This is a genomic window from Acinetobacter sp. TR3, from assembly GCF_027105055.1.
In the GTDB taxonomy this organism is placed as follows: domain Bacteria; phylum Pseudomonadota; class Gammaproteobacteria; order Pseudomonadales; family Moraxellaceae; genus Acinetobacter.
The window spans coordinates 1,920,832-1,945,326 of sequence record NZ_CP114264.1 but is presented as its reverse complement, the minus strand read 5'-3'; the positions used below and the strand labels follow the sequence as shown (position 1 = coordinate 1,945,326).

Genomic DNA, 24,495 nt, shown 5'->3' with positions numbered 1-24,495 from the left:
AATGACAGAGTTAAAATTTAGTGATTTAGTTGAGCCTGTGGCAGTAGATCAAAAAACAGCATTAAGAATTACGGTATTGGGCGGTGGTAGTTTTGGTACAGCAATGGCGAATTTAGCTGTACGCAATGGTTGCGATACCATGATTTGGATTCGTGATGCGGCTGTAGCAGAAGAAATTAATCAAACACATATTAATAAACGTTATTTACCTGATTATCCGTTAGAGCCAGCTTTGCGCGCTGTTGCTGATTTAGAATTAGCAGTAAGAGATCGAGATATTATTCTGGTCGCTATTCCTAGTCATTCATTTCGTGATGTTTTAAAACAAATTGCGCCGTTTATTACAGCCCAAGCCGTAGTTTCATTAACCAAAGGTATTGAAGCAAAAACCTTTAGTTTCATGAGTGAGATTATTCGCGCAGAATTACCAGAAGTTCCTTACGGCGTTTTATCAGGTCCAAATCTAGCAAAAGAAATTATGGCAGGTATGCCATCAGGAACAGTGATTGCAAGTGAATCGGAATTGGTCCGTTATGCGGTACAACATGCTTTGCATAGTGCCTTATTCCGTGTGTTTGGTAGCGATGATGTACACGGTGTAGAACTGGGTGGAGCATTAAAAAATATCTATGCAGTTGCTATGGGTATGGGTGCTGCTTATAACATTGGTGAAAATACCAAAAGTATGATTTTAACCCGTGCTTTGGCGGAAATGAGTCGTTTTGCAGTTAAGCAGGGTGCAAATCCTTTAACTTTTTTAGGGCTTTCTGGTGTAGGTGATTTATTTGCAACTTGTAATAGTCCATTAAGTCGTAACTATCAAATTGGTTTTGCGCTCGGTTCGGGTAAAACACTTGATCAAGCAACCAAAGAATTAGGTCAAACAGCCGAAGGGATTAATACCATTGTCCAAGTACGTGCTAAAGCACAAGAACTGGATGTTTACATGCCGATTACCAATGCTTTATATGAAGTTATTTTTGAAAATGCGCCACCAATGACGATCGCTTTATCATTGATGAAGAATGGTCATCGTAGTGATGTAGAATTTGTTTTACCACATCATGAAGTTTAATCAGAAAACTGTCATCAATCATTGTTAATATATAGGTATAAATAATAAGGTCGTTATATGCAGTTAACTTTAGTACGTCACGGTGAAGCATCTCCAGCAATCAACGGTAATGATACGCAACGCCCATTAACAGTGCGTGGACATCAACAAGCAGAGCAAACAGGACATTTTTTAAAAGATGTCATTCAGCCTGAAATTTTTATTGTTAGTCCGCTATTACGTGCCCAAGAAACTTTGGCACACATCAAGGCTCATTTTCACGGTATTCCTGTTTTAATTTGCGATAAAATTAAACCTGATGATGATGCTAAAGATGCAATTGAATGGTTATCTAAATTACCCTATGAATCCATTGCTGTGGTCTGTCATATGAATGTAGTTGCACATATCGCAGAGCAATTGACCCATGAGAATTTTAATCCGTTTGCATTAGCAGAAGCACGTATTTATGATCAAGCTGTGATTGCCAATGGTTTATCAACACAAAAGAATCGTTTTATACCAACACTATAATTTATATATCCGCGATAGGATAAGGGTACTGAACACCGATGCTGTATATATGGATGCCCGAAACCAATGGAACATGGTATTGGTCGGCAGGGGAAAATTGGTTACAGGCAAATAGTCTTGAGCAGTTGATTCAGGACTTACAAGTGCATAATGGAAAAGAGGCGGTGGTCTATTTTCCAAGTCGTAATGCGCAAATCTTGCAACAACCTATGACAAAAATGCACTACAAGCAGTTAGGGCAAGAAGGGCTTAAATACTTATTAGAAGAATATGTGACTTTGCCAATCGATCAAATGAAGGTGGTTCATCATTTTCAAAATGATCAGCTTAATGTGATGGGTGTGGCTCATTCCACAGTTGAGACATGGCAACACGCACTTAGTCTTTTGCCAATTCAAATTGCAGCGTTCCTACCTGACTTTTTAATCTTACCAACACCAGAAGAAAACCAAGTGGTGATTGCAAACCTGTATGATCACTTATTGGTAAGAGAATCGGAATGGTCTGGTAATTCAGTGGATGACTTGGGATTATTCCTTGAGTTTCAAACACCTGAAACGAACTATAAGCTGGCAAATCTTAATTCAACTGAATTAGCAACTGTTATGGCTGCTTTAAGCCATGATCAATACACTGAATTTAGTTACCAATGTCAGCCCTTGGCAAAAGCAAAACAGCATCCATTTAATGTTTTGCCAAAATCAAAGAATGCAGAAGTTCAATGGTCAGGTTATTGGAAAGCTTCAGCATTGGTTTTGGTTGCAGTCATTTTTGTTCAATTGGGTTATGATGCTTTGCGTTGGTCTAAACTAAAAAAAGTGGCTGATCAGACATCGGCTCAGGCGATAGATCAATATAAATTCTGGTTTGGTGAAAATAGTCGCGTTACTGAGCAAAACATTAAAAGTCAGTTTGAAAGTCAATTACGTATGAGTCAGCTAGGTGATACACAAGCACTTTCGTTGTTGAGTAGAGTAGGACCGATTTTAATGCAGAAACAGATCATTGCTCAGCAAGTCAATTATGATGCTTCGACTTTAGCAATGTCATTAAAAGCTAAATCTGCAGATGACTTACAAGGATTAACTCAACAATTAAACCAACAAGGTTTCCAAGCTGAATTGGGTAACGTTCAAGCAGATTCGATTGGTGCGATTGGGGTGGTAAAAGTAAAATAATGAAAGCATTAACAGGTCTACAAAATAGTTTCGATCAAAAAATTGAAACCTTAAATCAATATTTACAGAGCTTATCTGTACGTGAACGCGTGATGGTAATTTTCACAACAGTTTTTTTAGTTGTTGTGATTATTGGTTTTGCATTATGGAAAATGCATGCATCAGCCGAGCAACAGCAAAAACGTTTAAATGAATTAAAAGATTTAACGGTTTGGATGCAAAGTAATGCAGCAACAATGAAACCAGCAAATGATCTGGAGCTCTCAGCGGCAGATAAAATTCAACGTACGGCACAACAACAAGGCTTATCAGTTTCTTCACAGCAAAATGGTGAGCAAATTCAAATTGTCGCCGAACATCAAAATTATGCTGTTCTTGCAAACTTTTTAATGCAACTCTCTCAAATGGGGTTGAGCATCCAAAAAATGGACATGGTTTCAAATAACAATCAAATCAAGTTAACTGCGACCGTGCAATAAATATAAAGGAGCTTGTAGCTCCTTTATATTTATAAATTCATCATAATTAACTCTGAATGACTCGAATGATGGTTTGACCACGCTTGGACTGAACATCCATGACAGAATGAATTTTCTCAAGGCGAATTTTCATGCTGCGTAAACCAATATTGACATTTGCACTATTCACTTCATCGACATTAAAGCCGATACCATCATCTTCAATCTCTAAAATAATTTGTTTAAGGTCAGAAAAATACAAACGAACAATGACTTTTTGGGCGTAACTATGTTTGATGACGTTGGTAAGTGCTTCTTCTGTAATCCGCAATAATGTCAAACATTCCAATGCACTAGGTTGTGAATGCCAAACTTCTGCAAAATCCCAAACAGATTGAATACTTAACTCATTGAAAATTTGACTAAATCGATGTCTAACAGGTGCTCCCCATAAAATAGGTGTTTTCGGAACTTCACCTGAGATACTTGATCCACTATCGATGACTTCTCTGAGATCATCACGTAGCAGTTTCAGAATAGATAAGAACTGTTGGTTATCAAAATTTTCTTTGCTTTGGCTAATCACACCAATAGAACGAACTAAAGAGCTGCCTAAAATATCATGTAAATCATGAGAAAATTGTAGTCGCTCCTGACGTCTCATTCTCTCTAATTCTGTTTGATGAATATTTAAAATATCTTTGATATTACTGATAATTAATAATGTTGAAAAAATCAGCAGCCCAAATAAAAAGCACAATTGTATTTGAAACCAATCATGATCTGTGTGCACTGTTTGAAAAATAATTTTCTGATCGATGAGAGGGGCTATAAAAATTAAACCTGATGATAGAAAAATAATTTTGATCATTTTGTCTATCATACTATAGCTATTTACAGCGAAGATTTTTGGAAATTTTAATCCAACAATACACGCCGAAAAAAGGAAAGAAATAAGTAAAGTAAGTTCTAATTTTGAATTTAGATAAGCGAAATAAAATAATATAGGAATAAAAATACTAACCAGAATAAAAATCAGTTTGAAAGAAAAAGATTGATTGAATTTATATAAAACTGCTTGAGCAAATGAGAAAAAAACACCTAAATAAATTAAGCTGAAAAAGAAATACCAATGAGGTGTTTTTTGAACAGGAGCTAAATGCAGAATTAATAAACTAGATCCTGTCATCATTAGAAAAATTGATAACCAAGAAATAGAAGGAGGTAAATATTTTTTTAAAGTTGTGGTTAGTAAAATAGCACCAAATGCCATGATGAAAATAGGAATTAATAGGTTAAATGAATTTTGAATAATCGACATTTATTTATAATTTCTTTCCCAATTTTCAGAATAAACCCAATGAATATGCAATTTTTATTGCTTTAGAACGACTATCTACCGCAAGCTTACTATATATATTGCGTAAATGAGCTTCTACGGTATAACGCGATAATCCTAATTCATTTGCGATATCTTGATTGTTAAATCCCTGAGTAACGTAATCTAGAATTTCTAATTCTCTTGCAGATAAATTTTCTGGTGAATTTTTAATCTTTTGTGGCTTTTTGACCATATTTGTTAAAATAATCTGAGCAAGAAAAGGGTCGATTGGAATACCACCTTGTAATATTTGTTTAATTGAAATAGTGACTTCATAATCATCACGTTCTTTCAATAGATAACCAGTTGCACCAGCTTGTATTGCTTTAAAAATTGCATCTCTGGTACTCCAAGCTGAAATAACAAGAATTGGAATGGTAGAATTTTTTTGTCTCAAACTACGAATTAATTTTGTACCATTGCCATCAGGCAAGCCTAAATCGACTAAGGCAAATGCAATATTATGTTGTTTTACCTCAAGCATAGATTGAGATAAGTTTTCAGAAAATATTAAATCGTTATTGCTATAGTTAAGGTCGATTAAAATTTTTTTTAATCTATTTTGAATTATATAGTCGTCATCAACAACCAGAACTGGTTTTGGTAAAGCAGAGCTAAGTAAATTTTGATCAAAAAAACTTAATCTATCTTTTATTTGTTCTATCATGATGATTATCAAATATACGTATATTTTTTATTATAATCATCGGTTCTGTATTTGCTATATTTTTTTAAATTAATTTAAATTGTTTATAAAATTTAAATTAATTTTTATAATATAATTAATAGTTGTTTGAATAAATCTTTATATGTTTGGTTAATATCAACAAGCTTAGAAATTACTAAGCTTGCTGTAAGCAAAAAATGACCATAGTTAATTAGCAACTACCAACCACTGTACCACTCCAAAGTGCTTGATCATTGACATACAACGTGATTTTAAGCCCTGTTGGAATTCCCCAAGTTGTGCAAACATCACCACATACGCGTAAATTTGCATTTGCAGGGATGCCGATTGGAACATTTACACAAACATTTCCGAAAACAGGGAAGTCAAAACAAACATCGCCGTTTCGATAAGAAGCACCTACACAAGCACTTAGACTTAAAGCTTGTACATTGGTACTACTCAACTGATTTTGTACAGATTCAATTGTATTTGTTGTTTTTACACTAGATTGTAAAGCATTACTATTTTCACCATTAAAACCTACTTTTGTGTAGTCTGGAACGACTTGTGGATCACATTGACATCCGCTCATTATTTTACTTCCTTTAATATTTATAAAAGTTATAGTTCGTACTCTTATGGCTTTTCCGAATATCGCCCCATTTTTTGTAGTGGTTTCTTGCATCCACAATAAGTCTTAAGACAAGCGATGAAGATCGTTTTAAGACTTAATTCTATTGATTTGAATTCTTATGAGCGTGAAGGGTATATACCTTCTAAGCTGATCACATAGTAAAGAGCTAAATACGGGTTTGTGATATTGACGGGCTGGCTGCCTCCAGATATTCCTGTGTTTTGCACAGGAACAACGACTTGCGTGGTGGCATTTAACTGTTTCATATTGACTAATTGACTTGTATCTTGAGTAAACACGTCATATACACTGCCTGTGTTAGGATCATTTGCATTTGCCCATGCTGCATTAGCAGGGCTACTTGTATTACCACCGGCTGAGCTTGCTTGTGGTGTTAATGAAACTGAAGCATTGATGGTTTGACTAGCAACGACATGTGTATGTGCTGGTAAGTTATTGATTGTGAGAGTCGTACTTTGACTTCCTGCGGCTTGTCCAATTGGAAAATTATTGTTTACTCCTAGTGCGAAGCGTCCACCTAAATTTGGTAGTGCGAAAGTAGTTTTCCCATCACCACCATAAATGGTACCAAGTAAGCTGAAAAGTGCTTGGTTTTGTGCGATTGATAATAATTGTCCATTGCATGCCGCCCAACCTTTTGGAACGAAGTTGTATGGAATTAGCATGATTTCACCTAGGTATGGATCTGCGCTCATAATTTTTACCTTTTAATTTTCAGTAATATTGTTGATGTTTTTGTGTTTGTTAATTTACTGAAATTTCTTCATGAGCCAATATCCCCAAAACATCGTATTTTGATTGAATGGTTTTGAGTTTTCGATTAATTGATTTCCGATAACTATAGACAGTTTCAATGCTGAGATTTAATTGGATAGATATGTTGGAGCTACTCAAGTCTTTAGATAAAAGCTCGACGATCATTAATTCTCGAGGTGTGAGTAGGTTTAAAAATTCAGAATAATATGATGAAAATTGCAGCAGGAAAGATCTGTGATGAATGTCGAGTTTTTGATAAATGTTTTCTTGGTGGGTAGTAACAGTTCTTTCACTAATATGAAGTTTTAAGGAGATCTCTTTAACTCGATAACCATGTATGAATATCACACCCAAAATCAGCCACCCGTTTCACGTGAAAACCAACCACTCTTAAAGAGTGGTTATTTCATTATTAGAAGAACTAATTTTCCTCATCGAGTCGCCACTTATTTCAAACGTATACGAGTTGTGAATAATGCGATCTAAGATTGCATCTGCTATCGTAGGGTCATTAAATTTTTCATGCCATAATTCATAAGAAAATTGACTAGTGATAAGTAAACTTCCATGCATTGAGAAACTATCAATGAAATCCAATAGGAAACTTTCAATTTTTGCAGGAGTATGATTAAGCCCAAAATCATCTAACACTATGAGATCAAATTTAATTAACTTTTTTATTAAAGGCTTTTCATTTGAATTATCTATAGCTTGTTCTAGTAAATCTATAAAATCTGCATATTTGAAAAACTTGGTTTTGTAACCTTCTAAGCATGCTTTGGTAGCAAATGATCCTAGCCAAAATAATGGACAGCATGTCCCTCTAAAGATAACGTAACTTCAATCTTTGGAGATCCAAGAAATGGCTAAACGTTTTAGTCCGGAATTTAAACAGCAAGCAATTGATCATGCACTTTCAAACTCCCACGAGCCTATAGCTGCAATCGCCCATAAATTAGGTGTGGGTTATTCAACCTTAGATAAATGGATTCGTGAAGCCAATCCAGTAGGTTCAAGCAAACGTCAACTTTCTCCTGAACAACAGCGGATCTTGGAATTAGAAAAAGAAGTCAAACAGCTCAAGGAAGCCAATGACATCTTAAAAAAAGCGCATGTGTACTTTCTGACAGATCATGCCAAGAAAAGTACACGGTAATTCAAGATATGGATATAAATGAAGTCACTGTGTCTTCTGTCTGTAAATGCCTAGATGTCAGCACTTCAGGCTATTATGCCTGGCGAAAACGCCAGACCAATACAGCGCAGAAATACAATGATTTAAAAGTTGTATATTGGCAGCATCATGCGCGCTTGGGTGCACCGTCATTGGTACATGACATGCGTGATTTAGGTTATCGCATGAGCGAACGTACCGTTGGAAGGATGCTAAAAAAGCTTGGTTTACGTAGTAGGATTGCACGTAAATACAAGCATACGACTGATTCAAACCATCGTTTGTCTACAGCATCAAATTTGTTGGATCGCCAATTTACAGTTACTCAGCCTAATAAAGTTTGGACAACGGATATTACCTATATCCGAACTAAAGAAGGCTGGCTGTATTTATGTGTGATGCTAGATCTATTCAGCCGTCGTATTGTGGGTTGGCAAACCAGCCATCGAATAGACCGCCAATTGGTGTGTGATGCGTTTAATTATGCAATGGCTCGTCAGGGTTATCCAACGGGTGTCATGGTGCATTCGGATCAAGGTAGTCAGTACTGTAGTCGTGATTTTAGGGCGCTATTATTGACGAATAACTGTATTCAAAGCATGTCTAGACGAGGAAACTGTTGGGACAATGCAGTGACCGAAAGCTTCTTCCATACCCTGAAGGGGCATGTAGTACATGGCAGTGTATTTTCTACGAGAAAAGAGGCAAATGCTATCTTGTTTGAGTATATTGAAGTTTACTACAATCGAATCAGAAGGCATTCTGCAAATGGCTGGTTAAGTCCAGAAGCCTTTGAACAGAAATATTTCAAGAATTTAGAGGGATCGGTTGTCCACGATACTGTCTAGGATCAAAGATCAAATCCAACCTATAAAGATCAATCAGATATTCAACAAACGTTAAGAGATTTAATAGGCTTTGATTTAGAACACTATAAAAAGAAAATTCCTCCTTCTGTGAGTAAACAATTTGAAAAAAATTGGTCACTTGATGAAATTCTTCTTATAGAGAAAATTGGAGAAATTGAGTGTTCTCTGAATAAGAAGCTGGATTTTTTAGCACTTTGGCTAATAGAACACCCTTCTAAAGAAAGCTGTGATTTATTGAGAGAAAAATTTTTCTCAAGTGATTTTGATAAACTTAAATCTGAAGCAGATACAACAACTTTGAGACGTTTAATCTGTATCCTAGATCAAGTTGAAAATCAAAATTTATAACTTATATTTATGATAGAAGCCTAACAGGCTTCTATCATATTCTTTATTGCAGTCAACTCACACTTTAGCAAACCAATTTCTTTTTCTTTTATTTTAACTAAATTTCGAATTATTTCGGAAAGTGTCGGAAATCGTTGAAGATAACTTTGATAAATAGAAATTTCATTATTAATCTTCTTAATTTCACTGATGACTCTATCATTTTCAACTGCAAGATCAGTTTTGATATCGCAATTGAATGCATTAATGGTAATTAAATCCAATATATCTATACGGTCATAATTTGAAGAGTACTTATAAGTACATGTTCGGCTATCGATTGATATTAGATTTATTGAAGCTAGCTCTCTAATTGTCTGATAAATCTTCGCATAATATTTTTTAGCACTAAATTCAGGATACTGACTGATGAAAAGCGTTCTTAAGTCTTTAAACTCATAGCCTGAGAATGTTCTATTTGATAAAAAATCAAACAAACAGTTTTTAAGCTGATGATTTGTAGACATATAGATATACCGAATAGACAATTGAACATGAAATTATCCTATTTTGGGATAATTTCATTAATAGTACAACATCTTGGGCTATGAGCTCAATACATGACCCTCGATACAAAAACCTGATCAAAGAATTAATTAAAATACGTGAGTTGAAAAATATTACTCAGGTAGAACTCGCTACATCCTTAAAAAAGCCACAATCATACATAGCTAAAGTTGAAAACCTAGACAGAAGAATTGATATATTAGAATTGCATGATTGGCTATCAGCTTTAGATAAATCTATTAATGATTTTTTAGTATGCTGTTTTGAGCAGTAAGATTTTTTAGTGGCAAGTTTTGAAGTGAAATTAGTGGACTACCGATAAATGGAAAGGGTGGACTAAGATCAATGATATATACACCATGTACTAACATTTAAAAAAATTTGATGCTCACGTTTACTTAGCACTTTTAAAGTATCCATTTTTATCCTTTGTATTGAATTAAAAATTAAAATTTTTATGTGGATTTATTAGAGATAAATTACTTAGCGTGTGCATCATTGAAATTTGTTATTCCAAACAGTTTTTTTATCGATATTTTTTTTATTTTTCTACCAAATTTCAATGATTCTTTATTACTAAAAATACTCTCTAATTTATGTGTTTATATTCACAAAAAGAAGGGAATAACATGAATCGTATCTTTAAAAAAATTTGGAGTAGATCTCTAGGGCGTGTAGTTGTTGTATCCGAGAATGCTAAAAGCGAAGTGAAGACGAATAAGACAGGTGGTATTGTTGAGACGAATACTTTTTTTAATGAATTTGGGTCTTTCAGTACTCAAAATAAATTACGGTTAAAACCGCTCGTTATCGCTTTAGGATTATCAACCGTTACTTTAGCGACTCAACAAGTTTTTGCCGAGCAAGTGATAACCTGTGGCGCAAAAGATTCAAATACAAATCCAGGTATTGCAGCCACAACTCATGGCAATACGATTGTGAGCCAACAATATTGGGGAGCGATCAATTGTTATAACAATGCACCAATTTCAGATAGCAAAATCGCAAATGATGATTTCGATGTCACTATTAATGCAGACACTTTAAAAGTGGGTGCAGGAGGAATTACCTCTAAAGGTTCATTAAGTGGTTCAGCTGGTAACGGAACCATTTCTTTTAATAATAATAAAATCACCAACCTTGCTAATGGTACATCTACAAATGACGCAGTTAATTTTGGACAATTAAATTCATTAGCCAACGTTTTTGGCGGTGGCGCTGGTTTTAGCGGAGGCGTATTTACTGGCCCAACTTATGTCATACAAGGGTCAAATTATACAAATATAGGAAGTGCTTTTACTGCTGTAAATACTAAATTAACGAGTTTACAAAGCCAAATTGATGGTTTACCAACAGGCGGTGGAGCTGACGGTAAAAGTGCTTATGAACTTGCAGTTGTAGGTGGATATGTTGGTACACAAACGCAGTGGCTAGCCTCTTTAAAAGGTGACAAAGGCGACAAGGGCGATAAAGGTGATGTAGGTGCTACAGGCGCGACTGGAGCTAAGGGCGACAAAGGTGACGTAGGTGCTACGGGCGCAACTGGAGCTCAGGGTGACAAGGGCGATAAAGGTGATGTAGGTGCTACGGGTGCGACTGGAGCCACAGGAGCTCAAGGTGACAAAGGCGATAAAGGTGATGTAGGTGCTACGGGTGCAACTGGAGCCACAGGAGCTCAAGGTGACAAGGGCGATAAAGGTGATAAAGGTGACGTAGGTGCTCAAGGTGACAAGGGCGACAAAGGTGATGTCGGTGCTACGGGTGCAACTGGAGCCACTGGTGCTCAAGGTGACAAGGGCGATAAAGGTGATAAAGGTGACGTAGGTGCTACGGGCGCAACAGGAGCTCAAGGTGACAAGGGCGATAAAGGCGATAAAGGTGACGTAGGTGCTACGGGCGCAACTGGAGCTACAGGTGCTCAAGGTGACAAGGGCGACAAAGGTGATATCGGCGCAACTGGAGCTACAGGAGCTCAAGGTGACAAGGGCGATAAAGGTGACGTAGGTGCTACGGGCGCAACTGGAGCTAAAGGCGATAAAGGTGACGTAGGTGCTACGGGCGCAACTGGAGCTAAAGGCGATAAAGGTGATGTCGGTGCTACGGGTGCAACAGGAGCTAAAGGCGATAAAGGTGATAAAGGTGATGTCGGCGCAACTGGTGCAATAGGAGCTACAGGAGCTCAGGGTGACAAGGGCGATAAAGGTGATGTCGGTGCAACTGGAGCTACAGGTGCTCAAGGTGACAAGGGCGACAAAGGTGATGTCGGTGCTACGGGTGCAACAGGAGCTAAAGGCGACAAAGGTGATATCGGCGCGACTGGCGCAACTGGAGCTAAAGGCGATAAAGGTGATGTCGGTGCTACGGGTGCAACAGGAGCTAAAGGCGATAAAGGTGATAAAGGTGATGTCGGCGCAACTGGTGCAATAGGAGCTACAGGAGCTCAGGGTGACAAGGGCGATAAAGGTGATAAAGGTGACGTAGGTGCTACGGGCGCAACAGGAGCTCAAGGTGACAAGGGCGATAAAGGCGATAAAGGTGACGTAGGTGCTACGGGCGCAACTGGAGCTACAGGTGCTCAAGGTGACAAGGGCGACAAAGGTGATATCGGCGCAACTGGAGCTACAGGAGCTCAAGGTGACAAGGGCGATAAAGGTGACGTAGGTGCTACGGGCGCAACTGGAGCTAAAGGCGATAAAGGTGATGTCGGTGCTACGGGTGCGACTGGTGCCACAGGAGCTCAAGGTGACAAGGGCGATAAAGGTGACGTAGGTGCTACGGGTGCAACAGGAGCTAAAGGCGATAAAGGTGATAAAGGTGATGTCGGCGCAACTGGTGCAACAGGAGCTAAAGGCGATAAAGGTGATAAAGGTGATGTCGGCGCAACTGGTGCAATAGGAGCTACAGGAGCTCAGGGTGACAAGGGCGATAAAGGTGATAAAGGTGACGTAGGTGCTACGGGCGCAACTGGAGCTAAAGGCGATAAAGGTGATGTCGGTGCTACGGGTGCAACAGGAGCTAAAGGCGATAAAGGTGATAAAGGTGATGTCGGCGCAACTGGTGCAATAGGAGCTACAGGAGCTCAGGGTGACAAGGGCGATAAAGGTGATGTCGGTGCAACTGGAGCTACAGGTGCTCAAGGTGACAAGGGCGACAAAGGTGATGTCGGTGCTACGGGTGCAACAGGAGCTAAAGGCGACAAAGGTGATATCGGCGCGACTGGCGCAACTGGAGCTAAAGGCGATAAAGGTGATGTCGGTGCTACGGGTGCAACAGGAGCTAAAGGCGATAAAGGTGATAAAGGTGATGTCGGCGCAACTGGTGCAATAGGAGCTACAGGAGCTCAGGGTGACAAGGGCGATAAAGGTGATAAAGGTGACGTAGGTGCTACGGGCGCAACAGGAGCTCAAGGTGACAAGGGCGATAAAGGCGATAAAGGTGACGTAGGTGCTACGGGCGCAACTGGAGCTACAGGTGCTCAAGGTGACAAGGGCGACAAAGGTGATATCGGCGCAACTGGAGCTACAGGAGCTCAAGGTGACAAGGGCGATAAAGGTGACGTAGGTGCTACGGGCGCAACTGGAGCTAAAGGCGATAAAGGTGATGTCGGTGCTACGGGTGCGACTGGTGCCACAGGAGCTCAAGGTGACAAGGGCGATAAAGGTGACGTAGGTGCTACGGGTGCAACAGGAGCTAAAGGCGATAAAGGTGATAAAGGTGATGTCGGCGCAACTGGTGCAATAGGAGCTACAGGAGCTCAGGGTGACAAGGGCGATAAAGGTGATGTCGGTGCAACTGGAGCTACAGGTGCTCAAGGTGACAAGGGCGACAAAGGTGATATCGGCGCGACTGGCGCAACTGGAGCTAAAGGCGACAAAGGTGATATCGGCGCGACTGGCGCAACTGGAGCTAAAGGCGATAAAGGTGATGTCGGTGCGACTGGTGCCACAGGTGCTCAAGGTGACAAGGGCGACAAAGGTGATGTCGGTGCTACGGGTGCAACTGGAGCTCAAGGTGACAAGGGCGATAAAGGTGACGTAGGTGCTACGGGTGCAACAGGCGCTACAGGTGCTCAAGGTGACAAGGGCGATAAAGGTGATGTCGGTGCAACTGGAGCCACTGGTGCTCAAGGTGACAAGGGCGATAAAGGTGACGTAGGTGCTACGGGCACAACAGGCGCTCAAGGTGACAAGGGCGATAAAGGTGACGTAGGTGCTACGGGTGCAACTGGAGCTCAAGGTGACAAGGGCGATAAAGGTGACGTAGGTGCTACGGGTGCAACAGGAGCTCAAGGTGACAAGGGCGATAAAGGTGATAAAGGTGACGTAGGTGCTACGGGCGCAACAGGAGCTCAAGGTGACAAGGGCGATAAAGGCGATAAAGGTGACGTAGGTGCTACGGGCGCAACTGGAGCTAAAGGCGACGTAGGTGCTACTGGTGCAACAGGAGCTCAAGGTGACAAGGGTGATAAAGGTGACGTAGGTGCTACGGGTGCAACAGGAGCTAAAGGCGATAAAGGTGATAAAGGTGATGTCGGTGCTACGGGTGCAACTGGAGCTCAAGGTGACAAGGGCGATAAAGGTGACGTAGGTGCTACGGGTGCAACAGGCGCTACAGGTGCTCAAGGTGACAAGGGCGATAAAGGTGATGTCGGTGCTACGGGTGCAACTGGAGCCACTGGTGCTCAAGGTGACAAGGGCGATAAAGGTGATAAAGGTGACGTAGGTGCTACGGGCGCAACAGGCGCTACAGGTGCTCAAGGTGACAAGGGCGACAAAGGTGATATCGGCGCGACTGGCGCAACTGGAGCTAAAGGCGATAAAGGTGATGTAGGTGCTACGGGCGCGACTGGTGCCACAGGTGCTCAAGGTGACAAGGGCGACAAAGGTGATATCGGCGCGACTGGCGCAACTGGAGCTAAAGGCGATAAAGGTGATGTAGGTGCTACGGGCGCGACTGGTGCCACAGGTGCTCAAGGTGACAAGGGCGACAAAGGTGATGTCGGTGCTACGGGTGCAACTGGAGCTCAAGGTGACAAGGGCGATAAAGGTGATAAAGGTGACGTAGGTGCTACGGGTGCAACAGGCGCTCAAGGTGACAAGGGCGATAAAGGTGATGTCGGTGCTACGGGCACAACAGGCGCTCAAGGTGACAAGGGCGATAAAGGTGACGTCGGTGCTACGGGTGCAACAGGAGCTCAAGGTGACAAGGGCGATAAAGGTGACGTAGGTGCTACGGGTGCAACAGGAGCTAAAGGCGACAAAGGTGATATCGGCGCGACTGGAGCCACAGGTGCTCAAGGTGACAAAGGCGATAAAGGTGATGTCGGTGCTACGGGTGCAACTGGAGCTAAAGGTGACAAGGGCAATAAAGGTGATATCGGCGCGACTGGCGCAACTGGAGCTAAAGGCGATAAAGGTGATGTAGGTGCTACGGGCGCGACTGGAGCTAAAGGACCGAAAGGAGATACGGGAGCAAATGGTAAAAGTGCATTTGAAATAGCTGTTGACAATGGTTATTCAGGTACAGAACAAGAGTGGCTTGCATCTCAAGGTGGTGGTAACAATCCTTACTTTGATGCGAATCCAAATGTAACGAGCTCTGGAGCTAAAGCTACAGGCTCTGGAGCTACTGCTCTTGGAGATGGTGCTGTTGCCGATGGTGAAAATAATACGGTGGTGGGTTCTGGAGCTTCAGCAAAAGGAAAATCAAATACTGTAGTCGGTAAAGGCAATAAAGTTGAAGGTGAGCGTTCAGGTGCCTTTGGTGATCCAAATGTCATTCAAGCAAATGGAAGTTATGCTGTTGGTAATGATAATACGGTCACTGGTGATAACAGTTTTGTTGTTGGCAATAACGTAAATACTGCTGCCAAAAATGCTGTTGTTTTGGGTAATGATTCAGCTTCAGACAGAGATAATACTGTTTCAGTTGGTGCTGCTGGTAAGGAACGTCAGATTATTCATGTTGCAGCTGGTGTGCAAGATACTGATGCTGTAAATGTTAAGCAGATGAAAGATGCGAATACCAAAACTTTAACTGATGCTAAAACTTATGCAGATGCAGGTGATCAGGCAACATTAACAAGTGCAAAAGGATATACAGATAGTCGTGAAGTGGTAATGCGTCAAGAATATAAAACTGCTGATGCAAAAGTGCTTTCTGATTCGAAAGCTTATACTGATACCAAAGTTATGGATCTAGAAAATAACTTTAGAGATGTATCTAGCCGTGTGGATCAAACCAATCAAGATGTTCGTAAAAACCGAGAAATTGCCGCGCAAGGTATTGCTGGTATTACTGCGATGACAAATATTCCAATGCCAGCTGAACAAGGGGCTTCTACTGTTGGTATGGGTATGGGGTATTATGATAGTCAGTCTGCTATCGCTGTGGGAGCAAGTCATTACTTCGATAATGGTGTTGCAATCAAGGGAGCATTCTCAACAGGCTTTAATAATGGTAATACAACTGCTGTAGGTGCTGGTGTGTCTTATTCTTGGAAATAAGTAACATTTCTACAATTTAGTGAAAGGAACTAAGCTTTAAACGAGCTTAGTTCCTTTTTTTATTGAACTGCGAAATGTGAATTTGAATCAATTGCAAATGACCTGACCAAGATTAAAAACCTGAATAAAACCAGAAAATTGTTTAATCAAGAAGCACTAAAGCAAAGACTCTACAAAATAAGCATATGTCAAGCATGGTGTTTTGTTGAGCCTATGCCTATAATACGGCTACTTGAAAAATCAGTAGACTGTGATTGGTATGTTATATTCATTGGCTCGCCCTTTGTTGTTTACTTTGGCACCAGAGCGTGCACATGAACTCACACTTTCTATGCTCGATACAGCGCATAAATTTGGATTGATGCATCAGAAAACTGCACATAAACCAGTGAGCTGTATGGGTATCGAGTTTCCAAACCCTGTTGGTCTTGCTGCCGGTTTAGATAAAAATGGTGCGCACATTGATGCTCTAGCTGCATTAGGTTTCGGTTTTATTGAAATTGGTACCATTACACCACGTCCACAAGCAGGTAATCCTCAACCACGTTTATTTCGTATTCCAGAAGCGAAAGCAATCATCAATCGCATGGGATTCAATAATGACGGTGTTGATCAACTGATTGAAAATGTTAAAGCTGCTAAGTTTAAAGGCGTTTTAGGAATTAATATTGGTAAAAATGCAGATACTGCCGTTGAAGATGCGGTTTCTGATTATTTGATTTGTTTAGAAAAAGTTTATAATTACGCATCATATATTACAGTTAATATTTCCTCACCGAATACAAAGAATTTACGTAGTTTACAAAGTGGCGATGCACTTACAGAGCTATTACAAACTTTGAAACAACGTCAACTAGAACTTGCTAAAGAAAATAATCATTATGTTCCTTTAGTACTCAAAGTAGCGCCAGATTTAACGTCTGAAGATATTACATTTATCGCTAAACAATTATTGAAATTTAAGATTGATGGTTTGATTGTTACCAATACAACATTAGGGCGAGACGGTGTTGAAAATCTGCCAAATGGTAATGAAGCTGGTGGTTTGTCGGGCGCACCCGTTTTTGAAAAAAGCACCGAATGTTTACGTCAGTTCGCCGATGTTTTAGATGGAAAAATTCCTTTAATTGGTGTCGGGGGAATTGTTTCAGGTGAGCAGGCCGTAGCAAAACAAGAGGCGGGCGCGAGTCTCGTTCAAGTATACAGTGGCCTTATTTATACAGGTCCAACACTAGTAAAAGATTGTGTTAACGCGATGACTGTGTGACATGAACACACTTGATATCATCATCCTGATCATCTTGCTCATTGGAGGGCTAAACGGTTTGCGTCAAGGATTTATTAAAGCCTTTGCGAACTTGATCGGGTGGATATTCGCATTGGTCATTGGGGCTAAATACGCGGTCATTTGGGCACCTGCGATGAGCAGTCTAAGCCAAGACCCAGTTGTACAAAAAATTGCTGCTTTTGCTTTTATTGTATTAGCCATCGTGATTTGCACGTGGGTTATTACCGCATTCCTGAATGGGCTCTTGAAAAGTTTAAAATTGGGCCCATTAAATCGTCTAGCAGGCGGTGCATTTGGTTCACTAAAAGGTTTATTGATTGTCTTGATTGCGATGCAGGGTGTCGGTCCTTGGGTGAATAGTTCACCGCATTGGAAGCAATCAAAATTTGTACAGATTTTATTGCCATACGCGCCATTAGCGACCGAAATATCAAAAGATGCTGCAAATGAAGCGATACATCAAATGACATCTGAAGGTGCGTTATTACATCGCCCTTCGACTGAAATGGAGGAGTCAGAACGCGCTTCAGTAGATCAACGTTCTGATCATTCCACGAAAAATCCTTTTTATTAATTGGGGTTAAACCCCGTTCCTAGCTTGTCGCGAGGTTGCTATGTGTGGAGTTGTTGGGATTGCCGGTAAATCGCCAGTAAACCAAATGTTATTTGATGCCTTGACGATGTTACAACATCGAGGACAAGATGCAGCAGGGATTGTAACTTGCCATCAAGGGCGTTTATTCCTCCGCAAAGATAATGGTATGGTGCGTGATGTATTCCATACCCGTCACATGCGTGCTTTGCTTGGTAACTATGGGATAGGACATGTTCGTTATCCAACAGCAGGTTCATCAAGTAGTGCTGAAGCACAGCCGTTTTATGTAAACTCTCCATATGGTATTACCCTTGCACACAATGGTAACTTGACCAACGCCGCAGAAATTCATGATGATCTGTTTAAAACAGATTTACGTCACATGAATACTGATTCTGATTCTGAAGTTTTACTCAACGTGTTTGCACATGAGTTACAGAAGATCGGTACACTCAACCCAACGCCAGAAGATATCTTCCACACCGTATCTCGTGTTCATGAGCGTTGTAAAGGTGCTTACGGGGTTGTTGCGATGATCACAGGTCATGGGCTTGTTGGTTTTCGCGATCCAAACGGAATTCGTCCTTTAGTTTATGGCTCTCGTGAAACTGAGCAAGGCACTGAATATATCATTGCCTCTGAATCCGTTGCGATTACAGCGCTAGGTTTTAAAGTTGAGCGTGATATTGCACCAGGTGAGGCAATTTTCATTAATTCAAATGGCGAATTATTTACCAAACAATGTGCAGTAAATCCAGAATATCGTCCATGTATTTTTGAATATGTGTACTTTGCTCGTCCAGATGCAACAATTGATGGTATCTCAGTTTACAAAGCTCGTTTAAAAATGGGTGAAAAACTGGCGTATAAAATTTTGAAGGAATGGGGTGAGGAGCACGATATTGATGTGGTCATTCCAATTCCAGATACTAGCCGTACTTCAGCATTAGAATTGGCTAATATTTTAGGTGTGAAATTCCGTGAAGGTTTTATGAAAAACCGTTACATCGGACGTACCTTCATTATGCCAGGTCAACAGCAGCGCAAAAAATCAGTTCGTCAAAAGCTAAACCCAGTTGAGCTTGAATTTAAAGATAAAAATGTACTGTTAGTGGATGACTCGATTGTACGTGGTACAACCTGTAATGAAATTATTCAAATGGCACGTGATTCTGGCGCGAAGAAAGTATTCTTTGCTTCGGCTGCACCTATGGTGAAATATCCAAACGTGTATGGTATTGATATGCCAGCAAAATCTGAATTAATTGCTTCAGATCGTACAGTTGAAGAAATTCGTGAGATTATTGGTGCAGATCGTTTAGTTTTCCAAGATTTGGAAGATTTAAAGAACGCAGTTCGTACCAGCAAAGTACCTGATTTAAGAGAATTTGATTGTTCAGTATTTGACGGGATCTATGTGGCTGGTGGGATTGATAATGACTATCTGATAAATCTTGAGCAGAAACGTAATGATTCAGCAAAAAAGAAAGCAGATGGTTATATTGATGTAAATATCGATGCTTCTTCTGTTGATTTAACAGGTATTAAAGAAGAGTAATCATTTAAATCTATAGAAAAGCGGGAAATTCCCGCTTTTTTATTTTATGATACTTAAGGTTTCGAAGCCTCTAAGATCAACAATGTAATCAGGAAAATTTACATTGAAAGAAATGAGCCATTATTTAATTGAAAATAAAAATATTGCATGGTCGGTAAGTTTTTGCTTGCTCGCTATGTTGTCGACAGTTTTTATTCTCAATTTGATTTTGGGTTTAGTCGTTCATTTCTTTGACTACACTCAAGCCATTTGGTGGCATGTTCTTAGTCCATATTTCATCTTTCTTTTATTCTTCGTTATGGTTTGGTCGGTTGGTGCTGAACTGTATGTCTTACGTGAAGGTGGTCATTCACTCGCAAAACAACTTAAAGCAAGACGCCTTGTTTTTGATGAGAGTACGCCCGAAGAAAGCACAGCATTAAAAGTCGTAGAGCAAGTTGCTCAAAGTTTTATGATAGATACACCTGCTGTTTATGTACTTCCAAATGAAGTGGGCGTCAATGCTTTAACAGCAGGCTTCAGATCTCAAGACATCGTAATTATTTTAACGTGGGGTGCTTTACAAAATTTGGATGAATTAGAGCTTTATGGTTTATTGAGCTATGAATTTAATCAAATTTTATCGGGTGAGGCTGTAGAAAACACCAAATTAAAAATCTTGTACAGTGGTTTAACCACTTTTAGCCAATGGGGGAGTAAATTAGCACAAGCTGGATACAATCCTTATGCAACGTCTTATCGAAACAAATTCGAAACTATTTTTGTTGCGATTGGTGGTGTTATCTGGTTGGCAGGTAGCTTAGGTATTCTGATTACACGGTTGATTAAATATTTAACTTTGAGTGGTCGAACCTTTCGTAATGACCTGAAAACTATGCGTTTGATGAATAATAATGCCAATATTCAAACCTTGTTACGTATCTATGTGCACCATTCAGGTTCGCAAATTCATAGTGCGTATTCAGAATCGATTTCACATATGTGTTTCGCAAATTCACTTAGCCCACAAAGCTGGATGAATATTCATCCAAGTATCAAAGATCGAATTTATGAACTAAATCCTACTTTGTTACAGGATTTGCAATTAGAAAATTTAAAAAAGCTACGCAATCGTCCTTTATTTAGTCTGTTTCGTTCTTTGGAAGAAGAAATGGCAGATATGACCTTACCTTGGAGTTCTCCACAGCCTTTACCTTTATTGCGTTTATCGCCGATCAGTTTCGCTTTGAATGATGCAATTAAGCCTTTAAATTCTGAAATGCGGAAGAATAAAAAGCGCCCAGAATTGATACAAAGAGCGATGCAAACGGCGACAGGTTCAAGGGAAGTGATGGTTGCGATTTTGATGATTCGTCAATATCGTGAATTCATTCCTCAAGAAGCCGCTGTAAGTCATGCAATCGTAGATTCTTTATTGAATTTAGATGGTCGTATTCATGTTCAAATCTTCCATGATGCCTGTAAGAATATTGGGCATATGCCGACAAGTATTGCTCGTCAATTTTTGACTAAATTGGCTTGTATTATTCAAGAAGATGGTGAGGTGGGTTTGCTTGATGCTTTGTTATTGGAGCGGGTGAAGCGTGAACTCAATCTTATGCCTGCACATTTACCAACGTCATTTGAAGATGTGAAAGCACAAATTGTGCATTTAATTGATGCTTTATTGCATGTACAACAAATTAATAGTCCAAATCAGCTTGAGGTGCGTGAACGAATTCTGCAACAGATTTTAGCACCCGAAGAAATGCAGATTTACGCAGATATTTCTGATGAACCACTTGATTTAGCAGAAATTTTAAATGATGTTTCAGGCTTGTTATTACGTGATCGTCTCAATATTTTAGCAATTGCAGAGCGATGTTTATGGAGCGATCGTATCATCACGCAGGATGAATTAGATGTTTTAGAATTGCTTTATTGGCGTTTAGGATTCGATACACATGAAGTTGTTGAACAAATGCAAAAGAAAAATAGTTTGATGATTATTTAATAATAAACTCGTATTAGAGCGAGAAAGATCAAGCTTAAAACGTTACGTGACAATCACATAAAATGATTTAATTTCAAGGTAAGCTTGCCCTTTATTTTAATCTTGAATTACGCATTTTTTGAGTAAGTTATGCAACATATTGAAATTTTAAAGGCTTTATTTTTAGGGTTTATTGAGGGTTTGACCGAATTTTTACCGATTTCAAGTACAGGTCATTTAATTTTATTTGGTCACATGATCGACTTCCATTCTGACGATGGGCGTGTATTTGAAGTTGTCATTCAGCTTGGTGCAATTTTAGCTGTCTGTTGGTTATACCGACAAAAGATTTTTGATTTGATTAAAGGTTTTTTTAGTGGCGATTCAGAAGCGCGTCATTTTGCTTTTAGCGTTTTAATTGCTTTTTTTCCTGCTGTCGTGATTGGTATTTTTGCAGTCGATTTTATTAAAAGTGTCTTATTTAGTCCACTTGTGGTCGCAATCGCACTGATTGTTGGTGGTCTGATTATTTTCTGGGTTGAATCCAAGAATTTTGATCATAAAACAACTGAAGCGACAAAAATTACTTACAAGCAAGCTTTTTTAGTCGGTTGTGCACAATGCGTTGCGATGATTCCAGGGACTTCTCGTTCTGGTGCTACCATTGTGGGAGGAATGTTCTCAGGTTTGTCTCGTAAAGCGGCAACAGAATTTTCTTTCTTTCTCGCAATGCCAACGATGTTGGGGGCTGCAACTTTTGATCTTATTCGTAATGCGGATGTATTGACACAAGATAATATGTTGAATATTGGGGTCGGTTTTGTTGCTGCTTTTATTTCGGCATTATTGGTGGTGAGCGCATTAGTTAAATTTGTTGAACGCCACACTTTACGCGTATTTGCTTGGTATCGGATTGTACTGGGTATAATTTTATTATTTGTTTTTCTATAAAAATAAAATCTCCCTTTTAGAAAAATTACTAAAAGGGAGGGATTCTAAGTTAAAATTCTTATTCTTTATTTCTTTTTTCATGTTTAGAACTGGTTCGATTGTAAGATGACAATAGCTAAAATGAATGCCCGAGATTTAATCATTGATTTACTTTTAGGGCTACAAGGTCGTGAGATCTCGATTAAACAAATTATTATCGCAGCGAAGCTTTTTGAGATTAGCGAAAATAGTATTCGTGTCGCAGTAACCCGATTATCTAGTGATGGGGTGATTGAGGCGATTGAGCGCGGTATATATCAATTTACGGCTAAATCACACGAATGGGCCGATGTGATGTTGAACCGTAAAAACGGAATTAAGCAAACAAAACAATGGGATCATCAATACTTAGCTGTCTTTACGGGTGAATTAGGGCGGGTTGATCGTACAGCTTTAAACCGCCGAGAACGCGCATTAAAGCACTTCGGTTTTAAAGAGTTAGAACAAGGTATTTATATTCGCCCTGATAATTTAGCCATTTCTTTTAAAGAGGTATTTGGGGGATTACAAGCTTCTGGCTTAGAAAAAAGCGCCAAAATTTGCCAAATCAATCATTTCGACACCACAACATTAAATAAAATTCCGAAGCTTTGGCCCACTCAAACGCTTAACCAAAACTATAAAAAATATAGTCAAATGATTCAAAAGTGGTTGGAGACAGTTGAGCAATTAAGCTTAGATATTGCTGCTAAAGAATCGCTATTGCTTGGTCGGCAGACCATTTCTTTGCTGATGAATGATCCATTATTACCTGAGGATTTTGTTGATGTTCATTTACGTGATCAATTTGCATTAAGTGTTCAGCAATTGGATCAGACTGGACTGGAATTGTGGCAACGATTCTATGAAATCAGTTTAGTATAAATATTACTAAATAATTAATTTTAATATATTGACAGAAATATTACTTAATTTAAAATAAAAATCATATTTACGTATCTATAGAAATAGAAAAATTGTAGGGTAGGGATATGAATACACGGACATCAATAAGTGATTTGTTCACACGAGAAGAAATCACAGAATTGACAACAAAGTCAGATTTACACGGTAGTTGGGCTGTTTTATCAACTTGGGCAGTCATTGGTGGAACCTTCGCTGCGCTTGCCAGTACATGGGAGTATTTACCTGTCTGGGGCAAATTACTGATGTGTATAGCTGCATTGGTAATATTAGCGGGTCGTCAACTTGCGCTTGCAATTATTATGCATGACGCTTCACACCAAAGCTTATTTAAAACCAAATGGCTGAATGATATTGCCACAGATTGGCTTTGTGCTCGCCCGATTTGGAATGATTTAAACAAATATCGTGCGCATCACTTACGTCATCATAGTAAGACTTCTACTGTGGATGATCCTGATTTGTCGCTTGTTGAAGGTTTTCCAACCTCAAAAAAATCGTTGATGCGTAAATTTTTTCGTGATGTTTCAGGGGTAACGGGCTTAAAATTTGCACTTGGACGTGTACTAATGGATGTTGAGAAAATGGAATGGACGGTGTCAAATGACCGTCGTTGGATTTCTCAAGAGGGGCGTCATTGGACAGATTATCCCAAAACATTCTTAAAAAATAGTGGTGGTGCGATTGCAACGAATGCTGCTTTATTTTCAGTATTGTGGGCAGCGGGTCATCCTAAACTGTATGCACTTTGGGTATTGGCATATTTAACGCCTTTTCCATTGTTATTACGTATTCGTTCTATGGCTGAACATGCGGGTATGCCAACTAGTCATAGTGCTTTAACCAATACACGTACCACAAAGGCTGGTTATCTTGCCCGTGCTTTAGTTGCGCCTATCCATGTCAATTACCATAAAGAGCATCATTTGATGGCAACAGTTCCATATTTTAAGTTACCTAGAATGCACCAGATGTTATTAGAGCGTGGGCATGTGCCTGAGCCTCCTAGTTATTGGCAAGTCTTAAATGAACTTTCAGATCAAGCTGATTAAATGTTTGT

The 24,495-nt window shown here is 39.6% G+C and carries 22 protein-coding genes; 15 read left to right on the top strand and 7 right to left on the bottom strand.

The features are described 5' to 3' along the window. Nucleotide 1 precedes the first annotated feature (1 nt). Genes O1449_RS09145 through gspM form a run of 4 tightly spaced genes read left to right on the top strand, consistent with a single transcriptional unit; the run spans nucleotide 2 to nucleotide 3,245 of the window. On the top strand, nucleotides 2–1,075 hold the full coding sequence (locus tag O1449_RS09145; RefSeq protein ID WP_004661512.1) for an NAD(P)H-dependent glycerol-3-phosphate dehydrogenase: 1,074 nt from the start codon (nucleotides 2–4) through the stop codon (nucleotides 1,073–1,075). A gap of 57 nt (nucleotides 1,076–1,132) precedes the next feature. Beyond that, entirely contained in the window at nucleotides 1,133–1,588 is a 456-nt protein-coding gene (gene sixA, locus O1449_RS09140; protein ID WP_004661514.1) for a phosphohistidine phosphatase SixA, read from the top strand. 38 nt (nucleotides 1,589–1,626) lie between these two features. Next, nucleotides 1,627–2,766, top strand: a complete 1,140-nt coding sequence (gene gspL / locus O1449_RS09135; protein WP_269238119.1) for a type II secretion system protein GspL — start codon at nucleotides 1,627–1,629, stop codon at nucleotides 2,764–2,766. Beyond that, nucleotides 2,766–3,245 carry a type II secretion system protein GspM gene (gene gspM / locus O1449_RS09130; protein ID WP_269230152.1) on the top strand — a complete coding sequence of 160 codons (480 nt, stop codon included), beginning with the start codon at nucleotides 2,766–2,768 and terminating at the stop codon, nucleotides 3,243–3,245. Before gspL ends, gspM begins: the two co-directional genes overlap by 1 nt. Before the next feature lie 46 nt (nucleotides 3,246–3,291). Here gspM and O1449_RS09125 read toward each other — a convergent pair whose 3' ends face one another. From O1449_RS09125 to O1449_RS09100, 6 genes are all read right to left on the bottom strand, one after another. Next, complete coding sequence (locus O1449_RS09125) at nucleotides 3,292–3,888, bottom strand: sensor histidine kinase (RefSeq protein ID WP_269230153.1); 597 nt, start codon at nucleotides 3,886–3,888, stop codon at nucleotides 3,292–3,294. A 682-nt stretch (nucleotides 3,889–4,570) separates the two neighbouring features. Continuing rightward, nucleotides 4,571–5,272 (bottom strand): response regulator, encoded by a 702-nt coding sequence (locus O1449_RS09120; RefSeq protein WP_269230154.1) that lies wholly within the window; start codon nucleotides 5,270–5,272, stop codon nucleotides 4,571–4,573. 211 nt (nucleotides 5,273–5,483) lie between these two features. Beyond that, nucleotides 5,484–5,867, bottom strand: a complete 384-nt coding sequence (locus O1449_RS09115; RefSeq protein ID WP_254730747.1) for a hypothetical protein — start codon at nucleotides 5,865–5,867, stop codon at nucleotides 5,484–5,486. Between the two features lie 158 nt (nucleotides 5,868–6,025). Then, entirely contained in the window at nucleotides 6,026–6,625 is a 600-nt protein-coding gene (locus tag O1449_RS09110) for a phage tail protein (RefSeq protein WP_269230155.1), read from the bottom strand. A 49-nt stretch (nucleotides 6,626–6,674) separates the two neighbouring features. Then, nucleotides 6,675–7,034: a LuxR C-terminal-related transcriptional regulator gene (locus O1449_RS09105; protein ID WP_269239691.1), complete on the bottom strand. Its 360-nt coding sequence runs from the start codon at nucleotides 7,032–7,034 to the stop codon at nucleotides 6,675–6,677. Nucleotides 7,035–7,076: 42 nt separating this feature from the next. Continuing rightward, a complete protein-coding gene (locus tag O1449_RS09100; protein ID WP_269239690.1) occupies nucleotides 7,077–7,517 on the bottom strand; it encodes an ATP-binding protein in 441 nt (146 codons plus the stop codon). 31 nt (nucleotides 7,518–7,548) lie between these two features. Here O1449_RS09100 and O1449_RS09095 point away from each other — a divergent pair. Then, nucleotides 7,549–8,708, top strand: a protein-coding gene (locus O1449_RS09095; protein WP_269238047.1) for an IS3 family transposase whose coding sequence is annotated in 2 segments (ribosomal slippage) — nucleotides 7,549–7,783 and nucleotides 7,783–8,708 — 1,161 coding nt in all. Because the reading frame shifts where the segments join, the coding sequence is not laid out codon by codon here. A 108-nt stretch (nucleotides 8,709–8,816) separates the two neighbouring features. Beyond that, entirely contained in the window at nucleotides 8,817–9,077 is a 261-nt protein-coding gene (locus O1449_RS09090) for a hypothetical protein (protein WP_269238118.1), read from the top strand. 20 nt (nucleotides 9,078–9,097) lie between these two features. On the opposite strand, the gene O1449_RS09085 is transcribed toward O1449_RS09090, so the two are convergent. After that, nucleotides 9,098–9,583, bottom strand: a complete 486-nt coding sequence (locus tag O1449_RS09085; RefSeq protein ID WP_269238117.1) for a hypothetical protein — start codon at nucleotides 9,581–9,583, stop codon at nucleotides 9,098–9,100. An 80-nt stretch (nucleotides 9,584–9,663) separates the two neighbouring features. Between O1449_RS09085 and O1449_RS09080 the strand changes: the two genes are divergently transcribed. The 9 genes from O1449_RS09080 to O1449_RS09040 all read left to right on the top strand — a co-directional run bounded on the left by O1449_RS09080 (nucleotide 9,664) and on the right by O1449_RS09040 (nucleotide 24,487). Then, a complete protein-coding gene (locus O1449_RS09080; RefSeq protein ID WP_269238116.1) occupies nucleotides 9,664–9,897 on the top strand; it encodes a helix-turn-helix domain-containing protein in 234 nt (77 codons plus the stop codon). A gap of 355 nt (nucleotides 9,898–10,252) precedes the next feature. Further along, nucleotides 10,253–16,129 (top strand): ESPR-type extended signal peptide-containing protein, encoded by a 5,877-nt coding sequence (locus O1449_RS09075; protein WP_269238115.1) that lies wholly within the window; start codon nucleotides 10,253–10,255, stop codon nucleotides 16,127–16,129. Nucleotides 16,130–16,388: 259 nt separating this feature from the next. Beyond that, nucleotides 16,389–17,396, top strand: coding sequence for a quinone-dependent dihydroorotate dehydrogenase (locus O1449_RS09070; protein ID WP_269230158.1), 1,008 nt, complete (start codon nucleotides 16,389–16,391; stop codon nucleotides 17,394–17,396). Between the two features lies 1 nt (nucleotide 17,397). Next, nucleotides 17,398–17,991 (top strand): CvpA family protein, encoded by a 594-nt coding sequence (locus O1449_RS09065; RefSeq protein WP_005215519.1) that lies wholly within the window; start codon nucleotides 17,398–17,400, stop codon nucleotides 17,989–17,991. A gap of 40 nt (nucleotides 17,992–18,031) precedes the next feature. Further along, nucleotides 18,032–19,570 (top strand): amidophosphoribosyltransferase, encoded by a 1,539-nt coding sequence (gene purF / locus O1449_RS09060; protein WP_269230159.1) that lies wholly within the window; start codon nucleotides 18,032–18,034, stop codon nucleotides 19,568–19,570. A 103-nt stretch (nucleotides 19,571–19,673) separates the two neighbouring features. Beyond that, entirely contained in the window at nucleotides 19,674–21,563 is a 1,890-nt protein-coding gene (locus O1449_RS09055; RefSeq protein ID WP_269230160.1) for a M48 family metalloprotease, read from the top strand. 129 nt (nucleotides 21,564–21,692) lie between these two features. Further along, nucleotides 21,693–22,493 (top strand): undecaprenyl-diphosphate phosphatase, encoded by an 801-nt coding sequence (locus O1449_RS09050; RefSeq protein WP_269238114.1) that lies wholly within the window; start codon nucleotides 21,693–21,695, stop codon nucleotides 22,491–22,493. 105 nt (nucleotides 22,494–22,598) lie between these two features. Then, nucleotides 22,599–23,396 (top strand): PaaX family transcriptional regulator C-terminal domain-containing protein, encoded by a 798-nt coding sequence (locus tag O1449_RS09045; protein WP_269230162.1) that lies wholly within the window; start codon nucleotides 22,599–22,601, stop codon nucleotides 23,394–23,396. Nucleotides 23,397–23,503: 107 nt separating this feature from the next. Then, entirely contained in the window at nucleotides 23,504–24,487 is a 984-nt protein-coding gene (locus O1449_RS09040; RefSeq protein WP_269238113.1) for a fatty acid desaturase family protein, read from the top strand. Nucleotides 24,488–24,495 lie beyond the last annotated feature (8 nt).